Annotated in this window: 8 protein-coding genes; 6 read left to right on the forward strand and 2 right to left on the reverse strand. The window is 74.8% G+C overall.

All coding sequences use genetic code 11. The features are described 5' to 3' along the window. Positions 1-62 precede the first annotated feature (62 nt). Together F2B26_RS13200 and F2B26_RS13205 are read left to right on the forward strand one after the other, a co-directional pair. Complete coding sequence (locus tag F2B26_RS13200; RefSeq protein ID WP_438939201.1) at positions 63-1,319, forward strand: aminotransferase class I/II-fold pyridoxal phosphate-dependent enzyme; 1,257 nt, start codon at positions 63-65, stop codon at positions 1,317-1,319. Beyond that, a complete protein-coding gene (locus F2B26_RS13205; protein WP_159810111.1) occupies positions 1,316-1,621 on the forward strand; it encodes a Dabb family protein in 306 nt (101 codons plus the stop codon). The genes F2B26_RS13200 and F2B26_RS13205 overlap by 4 nt, the downstream gene beginning before the upstream one ends. Positions 1,622-1,625: 4 nt before the next feature. Here the strand turns inward: F2B26_RS13205 and F2B26_RS13210 are convergent, their stop codons facing one another. After that, positions 1,626-2,846 carry a multidrug effflux MFS transporter gene (locus F2B26_RS13210; RefSeq protein WP_159810113.1) on the reverse strand — a complete coding sequence of 407 codons (1,221 nt, stop codon included), beginning with the start codon at positions 2,844-2,846 and terminating at the stop codon, positions 1,626-1,628. Between the two features lie 80 nt (positions 2,847-2,926). On the opposite strand from F2B26_RS13210, the gene F2B26_RS13215 reads away from it, so the two are divergent. Further along, a complete protein-coding gene (locus F2B26_RS13215) occupies positions 2,927-3,688 on the forward strand; it encodes an SOS response-associated peptidase (RefSeq protein ID WP_159810115.1) in 762 nt (253 codons plus the stop codon). 47 nt (positions 3,689-3,735) lie between these two features. After that, positions 3,736-4,098, forward strand: a complete 363-nt coding sequence (locus F2B26_RS13220; RefSeq protein ID WP_159810117.1) for an iron chaperone — start codon at positions 3,736-3,738, stop codon at positions 4,096-4,098. 9 nt (positions 4,099-4,107) lie between these two features. Here the strand turns inward: F2B26_RS13220 and F2B26_RS13225 are convergent, their stop codons facing one another. Next, positions 4,108-5,148, reverse strand: a complete 1,041-nt coding sequence (locus F2B26_RS13225) for a phosphotransferase enzyme family protein (RefSeq protein ID WP_159810119.1) — start codon at positions 5,146-5,148, stop codon at positions 4,108-4,110. 246 nt (positions 5,149-5,394) lie between these two features. On the opposite strand from F2B26_RS13225, the gene F2B26_RS13230 reads away from it, so the two are divergent. Both F2B26_RS13230 and F2B26_RS13235 read left to right on the forward strand, forming a co-directional pair. Further along, positions 5,395-6,735 carry an aspartate aminotransferase family protein gene (locus F2B26_RS13230; protein ID WP_159810121.1) on the forward strand — a complete coding sequence of 447 codons (1,341 nt, stop codon included), beginning with the start codon at positions 5,395-5,397 and terminating at the stop codon, positions 6,733-6,735. Then, the coding region (locus tag F2B26_RS13235; RefSeq protein ID WP_159810123.1) for a GntR family transcriptional regulator at positions 6,732-7,483 on the forward strand (752 nt) is incomplete at its 3' end. The genes F2B26_RS13230 and F2B26_RS13235, both read left to right, overlap by 4 nt.

Genomic DNA, 7,483 nt, shown 5'->3' on the forward strand with positions numbered 1-7,483 from the left:
GCCCGCCACCCTCGACCCGACAGGCGGACACCCTCCGGGCGGTGCCGGACCCGCTGCGTACGCTGGCCGGTGTGAGCAGCACGCAGCCCTGGCGCCGGGTCGCCGCCGCCACCGGGCTGCTGGGGGCGGACGGTGCGGTGCGCCCCACGATCTTCGCCGAGATGTCCGCGCTGGCCACCCGCACCGGCGCGCTCAACCTGGGCCAGGGCTTCCCGGACACCGACGGGCCCGAGCAGGTGGCCCGCGCCGCCGCGCGGGCGATCCTGGACGGGCACAACCAGTACCCGCCCGGTGCCGGGATCCCCGCGCTGCTGAGCGCCGTCGCGGCCCATCAGAGCCGGCACTACGGTCTGCACCCCGACCCCGCCGGCGAGGTGCTCGTCACCACCGGTGCCACCGAGGCCATCGCCGCCGCGGTGCTCGCCCTCGTCGGGCCCGGCGACGAGGTGCTCACCCTCGAGCCCTTCTACGACTCCTACGCCGCCGTCATCGCACTGGCGGGCGCCACGCACACGACCGTCCCGCTCGTGCCCGGGCCCGACGGGTTCCGGCTGGACACCGCTGCGCTGGCCGCCGCGGTCACCCCGCGCACCCGGCTCGTGCTGCTCAACACCCCGCACAACCCGACCGGGACGGTGCTCACCACCCACGAGCTGGCGGCCGTCGCCGACCTCGCGCGCCGGCACGACCTCATCGTGCTCACCGACGAGGTGTACGAGCACCTCACGTACGGGCCCGCGCACGTGCCGATCGCGACGCGGCCGGGGATGGCCGAGCGCACGCTCACGGTCTCCTCGGCAGGCAAGTCGCTGTCGTTCACCGGCTGGAAGATCGGCTGGGTGACCGGCCCGGCGCACCTGGTCACCGCCGTGCGGACCGTCAAGCAGTTCCTCACCTACGTCTCGGGGGCGCCGTTCCAGCCGGCCGTCGCCGCCGCCCTGGCCGACCCGCAGGTGGACACCTGGGTGCGCGGTCTGGCCGACTCGTTGCGGGTGCGCCGTGACCTGCTGTGCGACGGGCTGCGCCGGGCCGGGTTCGACGTCGTCGTGCCCGACGGCACCTACTTCGTGCTGGCCGACGCGGCCCCGCTCGGGTTCGACGACGGCGCGGCGCTCGGCCGCCGGCTGCCCGAGCTCGCCGGGGTGGTCGGCGTCCCGGTGCGGGCGTTCACCCGGGCCGGGTCGAGCGCCGACACGGCGCTCGCGTCCTGGCTGCGCTTCACCTTCGTCAAACGTACGCAGGTGCTCACCCAGGCCGTCGACCAGCTGGTGGCGTGGTCGCGCCGGCCGGCCACCACCAGAGAAGGACAGTCCCGATGATCAGGCACATCGTCATGTGGCAGTTCGCCGAGGAGGCCGCCGGGGGCACCCGCGCGCAGAACCTGGAGCGGGCCCGCGCCGGGCTCGCGGCGCTGGACGGCCTGGTCCCCGGGCTGCTCTCGCTCGACGTCGTGGTGCCGACCGACGACCTCGAGCACACCCACGACCTGCTGCTCGTCGCCGACTTCGAGTCCCCGGCGGCCTTGGCGGCCTACGCCGGCCACCCCCGGCACGTCGAGGTCGCGCAGTTCATCGGACAGGTGCGCACCTCCCGCGCCTGCGTCGACCACCACCTCGACTGACCGGTCAGCCGCCCCAGCCGCCGCCGCGCCGGTAGGCCGGGGTCGCGAGCGCGAGCACCGCCACCCCGACGAGCGCGGCACCGGCCATCACGGCAGCCATCGCGACCGCTCCCCCGCCGAGCAGACCGGACAGCGGGCTCACCACACCGCTCACGCCAGCCTGCGCGGCACCGATGACCGCCGCCGCCGACCCGGCGACCTGCCCGTGCCGGCTCATCGCCAGCGCGTTCGCGTTCGGTGAGGCCAGGTTGAGCGTCGCCATGAGCAGCCACAGCACGACGAGCAGCGCCGGCAGCCCACCCGCACCGGTGGCGGCGAGCGCGACCAGCACGAGCCCGAGCACGGCGATGAGGAGCTGGGCAACCCGCAGCACCCGCAGCGGTGCGACCTTGTGCACCAGCGCCGCGTTGAGCTGCGCCCCGCCCACCAGCCCGATCCCGTTGACCGCGAACACGAGCGCGAACTGCTGCTCGGAGAGCCCGTACCCGGTACGCAGCACGAACGGCGAGCTCACCACGTAGCTCATGAGCACCGCCGTGCTCAACCCGGGCAGCACGGCGAGCGCCACGAAGTGCCGGTCGCGCACCAGCGCGGCGTACCCGGTGAGACCGGCCCGGATCCCGCCGGGGCGGCGCGCCGCCGGTGGCAGCGTCTCGGGCAGCCGCACCAGCACAGCCACCCAGACGAGCACGCCGTACAGGGCCAGCACCCCGAACACCGCGCGCCACCCGGCGTGCGCCGCGACGAACCCGCCGACGCTGGGCGCCAGCAGCGGCGCGAGCCCGATGACGAGCATGAGCCTGGACAGCAGCCGGGCCGCGTGCCCACCGACGAACAGGTCCCGGACCACCGCCATGGCCACCACGACGGAGGCCGCGTTGAAGAACCCCTGGGCGGCCCGCAACCCGATGAGCACCCCGACGGTCGGCGCGAACGCGCAGGCCACCGACGTGAGCACGTGCAGCCCCAGCCCGACGAGCGCCGGCGCCCGGCGCCCGAACCGGTCGGAGACCGGGCCGACGACGAGCTGCCCGACGGCCCCGCCCAGCAGCATCACGGTCATCGTGAGCTGGACGGAGGCGACCGAGGCGTGCAGGTCACGGGCCACGTCCGGCAGCGACGGCAGGTACACGTCGGTGGAGAACGCCTGGACGGCGACCATGAGCCCGAGCAGGAGGACATGGCGCGCACGAGGGACCCGTGCGACGGGTGAGAGGGGGGGCATCGCCTGCCATGCTCCCGCACCACCGGCCCGGACGACGAATCGCCTGCGCACGCGTGGGTGCCGGCTGGCACGCTGGGGGCATGTGCGGTCGCTACGCCTCGTTCCGCGCCGAGCAGGACCTGGCGGACGAGTTCGCGATCGCCACCGTGGCCGACGACGCCCGGCTGCTGCCGCCGTCGTGGAACGTGGCACCGACCGACGGGGTCCGAGTCGTCGTCGAACGGGCCGACGCCGCGACCGGCGAGGTCACCCGCCAGCTGCGGGTCGCACGGTGGGGGCTGGTGCCGTCGTGGGCGAAGGACCCCTCGGTCGGCACCCGGATGATCAACGCCCGGGTGGAGACGCTCGGCGAGCGCCCGGCCTTCGCGCGGCCGTTCGCCGCCCGTCGTGCGCTGCTGCCCGCCGACGGCTACTACGAGTGGCAGGTGCGTCCGCCGCGGCCGGGCAGCCGCCGCCCGGGCAAGCAGCCGCACTACATCCACCCGGTCGACGGGTGTGTGCTCGCCCTCGCCGGGCTCTACGAGTTCTGGCGGGACCCGGCCCGGGGCCCCGAGGACCCGGAGCGTTGGCTGGTCACCACGACCGTGCTCACCCGCCCGGCCGGTGCCGCGCTCGCGGCGATCCACGACCGGCAGCCGCTCATCCTGCCGCGCGAGGTGTGGGACACGTGGCTGTCCCCCGCCGTCGACGCGGCCGCGGCCCGCGACCTGCTGGGCCTCGACCCGCCGCCGCTCGCCGCCACGCCGGTGTCGGATGCGGTGAGCTCCGTCGCGAACGACGGCCCCCACCTGGTCGACCCGCTGCCGGACGTCCCGGACGAGGCCGGGCTCGACCTGGGCTGACGCACCGTGCCGCGCGCCGACGCACACCCCCGTGTGACCATGCGGGGGTGACGACGACGCAGACGTGGCTCGACGGGTTGGACCCGGCGGCCGGTGCCGCCCTCGCCCATGTGCTCGACCTCGGGCGGGAGCTCGTCCCCGAGGCCGTCGACGGGATGTCCTACGGGCTGCACGCGCTGGTGCTCGACGGCAAGGCGCTGCTCGGGGTCGGCGCCGGGGTCCGGCACCTGTCGGTCGTGCCGTACTCCCCGACCGCGCTCGACACGGTGCGCGACGCGCTCACCGGCCACGACGTCACCAAGGGGCTCGTGCGCTTCACCGCCGAGCGCCCGATCGACGACGAGGTGCTCACCCGGCTCGTCCTGGCACGGCTCGCCGAGATCCGCCCGGGCGACCCGACCGGCACCTGAGCCCCGCGGTCAGTCCAGCAACCAGGTCGGTGAGGCGAGGAACCGCTCGGCCACCTGCACCGTGCCGGGCACCTGGCCCGCCCACAGCTCCGGTGGCAGCGCATCGGCCCGGTGCGTCGTGGTCCAGCCCAGCATCTGCAGCCGGCGCACCATCGACAGCGCACCGCCGTACCGCGCGTCGTCGTCGGTGAAGGGGCGCACCTCGCGGTAGCCCGCCACCCAGTGCGCGGCCATCGTCGGGGCGTCCGGCAGGTGCTCGATGAAGCTGAACGCGGCGGCGAAGTCGTACCAGAACCAGCTCCAGCCGCTGTCGTCGAAGTCGATGACGGTGAGCCGGTCGTCGTCGTCCACCATGAGGTTCGACGGCCGCAGGTCGGCGTGGATGAGGCCCCACACGCTCGGGTCCCGCGGCACGTCGGCGAGCAGCGTCAGCGCCGCCTGCTGCGCCCGGCCCAGCAGCGCGAGCTCGCTCGAGCCGAGGTCGGCGCCCTCCCAGCGGCCCCAGCGGCACTCCGGGCCGACCATGTGCGGCAGGTCCCAGGCATGCCGTTCGAAACCGGCCGGCGGGGTCCAGCGCACCGCGTGCTCGTGCAGCCGGGCCGTCGTCGCCCCGATCCGCCGGTAGTACGGCACCGGGTCGGCGATGTCCTCGAGCACCTGCCCGGCCACGTACGTGTAGCTCACGCACGCCCAGGCGGTGCCGTGCCCGTCGGGCAGCATCGCGACGAACGAGCCGTCCAGCGTCGGCACCCCGGCGGGCACGCGGGCCACGCCCTGCGCGGCCAGCGAGCGCACCCAGGCGACCTCGGACTCGAACGCGGCCACCCCGCTCATGTAGCCGGGCCGGGCCACCCGCAGCACCGCCACCGGGTCACCGTCCACCCGGACCAGGAAGGTTGCGTTCTCCGAGACGGTGATGAGCGTGAGCGCCGTGCCGTGCGGGTAGCCCCATGCGGCGACGACGCCCTCCTCGAGCCAGTCCGGGGCGGGGTCGCCCTTGACCAGCAGGTCGAAGGTGTCGAGCGCGGGCGGCGCGGACAGGTCGGTCATGACGAGCTCCTCTCGGTCACGAAAGGAGCGGGGCGGGCGGCCCGCCGCCGAGTCTGCGACCCCCGTCCTGGTCTGGCAAGGGCACGCCGAACAGGTAACGAACCATTCACACGGGCGACGTCGCGGTAACAGGGTTCTTACACAGGCGGGTGTCCCGCGTGCGGGCAGGGCGAGAACGATCGAGGCCATCCGGAGCGGACCGGGCGGCCCGCACCCTGCACCACAGCCTGCGACGAGGACACGCTCATGGCGACCCGCTCGACCATCATGGACACCAACAGCTACCGGCCGGAGACGGCCCCGCCGCTGCCCGCCGGCACGGCCGGTCTGGTGCACCGCCGCGAGCAGGTGCTCGGACCGGCGTACCGCCTCTTCTACCGGACCCCCGTGCACCTGGTGCGCGGTGTCGGCTCGCACCTGTTCGACGCCGACGGGCAGGACTACCTCGACGTCTACAACAACGTCGCGAGCGTCGGGCACGCGCACCCCGCGGTGGTGGCCGCGATCGCCGAGCAGGCCGGGGCGCTCAACACCCACACCCGCTACCTGCACGACGCCGTGGTCAGCTACTCCGAGGACCTGCTCGCGCTGCTGCCCGACGAGGTCGACAAGGTGATGTTCTGCTGCACCGGGTCCGAGGCCAACGACCTGGCCGTCCGGGTGGCCCAGGAGCACACCGGCGGCACCGGGGTCGTGGTGAGCGCCGAGGCGTACCACGGCAACACGGCACTGGTCTCCGGCATGTCGCCGGCGCTGGGCACCGGCCAGCCGCTCGGCACCGACGTGCGCACGGTGCGCGCGCCGGACGCCTGGCGCGTCGGTGCCCCCGACCTGGGCCTGTGGTTCGCCGACCAGGTGCGCGCCGCGATCACCGACCTCGAGCGGCACGGCATCCGGTTCGCCGCCTTCCTCGCCGACTCGATCTTCTCCTCCGACGGGGTGTTCCCCGACCCGGCCGGGCCGCTCGGCTTCCTGGCACCGGCGATCGACGTGGTGCACGCGGCCGGCGGGGTGTTCATCGCCGACGAGGTGCAGCCCGGGTTCGCCCGCACCGGCGACGCCTTCTGGGGGTTCGCGCGGCACGGTGTGGTCCCCGACCTGGTCACCATGGGCAAGCCGATGGGCAACGGGATCCCGGTCTCGGCCGTGGCGGCCCGCTCGGACGTGCTCGCCGACTTCCAGCTGCCGTACTTCAACACCTTCGGCGGCAACCCGGTGTCGATCGCGGCGGCGCGTGCCGTGCTCGCCGTGCTGCACGAGGAGCACCTGCAGGAGCACGCCGCCCGGGTGGGCGCCCGGCTGCGTCGCGAGCTCGCCGCGCTCACCGACGGCAACCCACGGATCGGCGAGGTGCGCGGGGCGGGTCTGTACATCGGCGTCGACGTGGTCACCGACCCCGTGACGCGCACGCCCGACGTGGCCACGGCGCTCGACCTGGTCGAGGCGCTGCGGGACCGCCGGGTGCTCACCTCGGTGTGCGGCCCGGGCAACGTGCTCAAGCTGCGTCCGCCGCTCGTGTTCGACGACGCCGACGTGGACCGCCTGCTCGAGGCCTTCGAGGCCAGTCTGCGGAGCCAGCCGCGATGACCGCCGACGAGGTCACCGCCCGGCTGCGGGCCCGGCTCACCGCCGGCGGGTACGTACCCGGTGAGCGGCTGGGCAACGAGCGCACGCTGGCCGCCGAGCTCGGGGTGCCGCGCGGTGTGCTGCGCACCGCCCTCGACCGGCTCACCGCCCTCGGCCTGGTGCGCCGCACCATCGGACGGGCCGGTGGCGTGATCGCGTCCGACGGGCGCATCGAGCGGCACCTCAACACCACCGAGTCGCTGCCGGAGATCGCCCGCTACCAGGGCGTGCAGGTCGACACCCGGGTGCTGCACGCCGTGCTCGGCCTGGCCGACGCGGCCGAGGCCCGCCGGCTGGGCCTGCCCGAGGGGGCGACCGTGCACCGCATCCTGCGGCTGCGGCTGGCCGACGGGCGGCCGCTGTCGCTCGAGGCCTCGTGCCTGCCGGCCGACCTGTTCCCGGGTCTGGACCGGGAGGACCTGTCGATGCTCTACCGCACCCTGCGCGAGCGCTACGGCATCGGCCCGGTGTTCTCCGACGAGACCCTCGAGGTGGTGAGCGCCGACCGGGAGCAGGCCCGGCACCTGGCCGTGCCGCCCGGTTCGGCGCTGCTGCACGTGCAGCGGGTCGCCGCCGGTTCCACGGGCCGCCCCATCGAGCTGGGCCAGGAGTGGTTCGTCGCCGACCGGATGCGCTTCCACCTGCGCACCTACGGCTACGTCACGCCGGGCCGCCCGACCCGGCCGCCGCACCCGGCGGCGCCCCCGTC

This window comes from Cellulomonas citrea, assembly GCF_009829685.1.
GTDB lineage: Bacteria > Actinomycetota > Actinomycetes > Actinomycetales > Cellulomonadaceae > Cellulomonas > Cellulomonas citrea.

What these genes read in the sequence shown, in the direction of transcription:
- F2B26_RS13205 (WP_159810111.1), top strand. Translation starts at nt 1,316, where the DNA reads ATGATCAGGCACATCGTCATGTGGCAGTTCGCCGAGGAGGCCGCCGGG.
- F2B26_RS13210 (WP_159810113.1), bottom strand. Translation starts at nt 2,846, where the DNA reads ATGCCCCCCCTCTCACCCGTCGCACGGGTCCCTCGTGCGCGCCATGTC.
- F2B26_RS13215 (WP_159810115.1), top strand. Translation starts at nt 2,927, where the DNA reads ATGTGCGGTCGCTACGCCTCGTTCCGCGCCGAGCAGGACCTGGCGGAC.
- F2B26_RS13225 (WP_159810119.1), bottom strand. Translation starts at nt 5,148, where the DNA reads ATGACCGACCTGTCCGCGCCGCCCGCGCTCGACACCTTCGACCTGCTG.
- F2B26_RS13230 (WP_159810121.1), top strand. Translation starts at nt 5,395, where the DNA reads ATGGCGACCCGCTCGACCATCATGGACACCAACAGCTACCGGCCGGAG.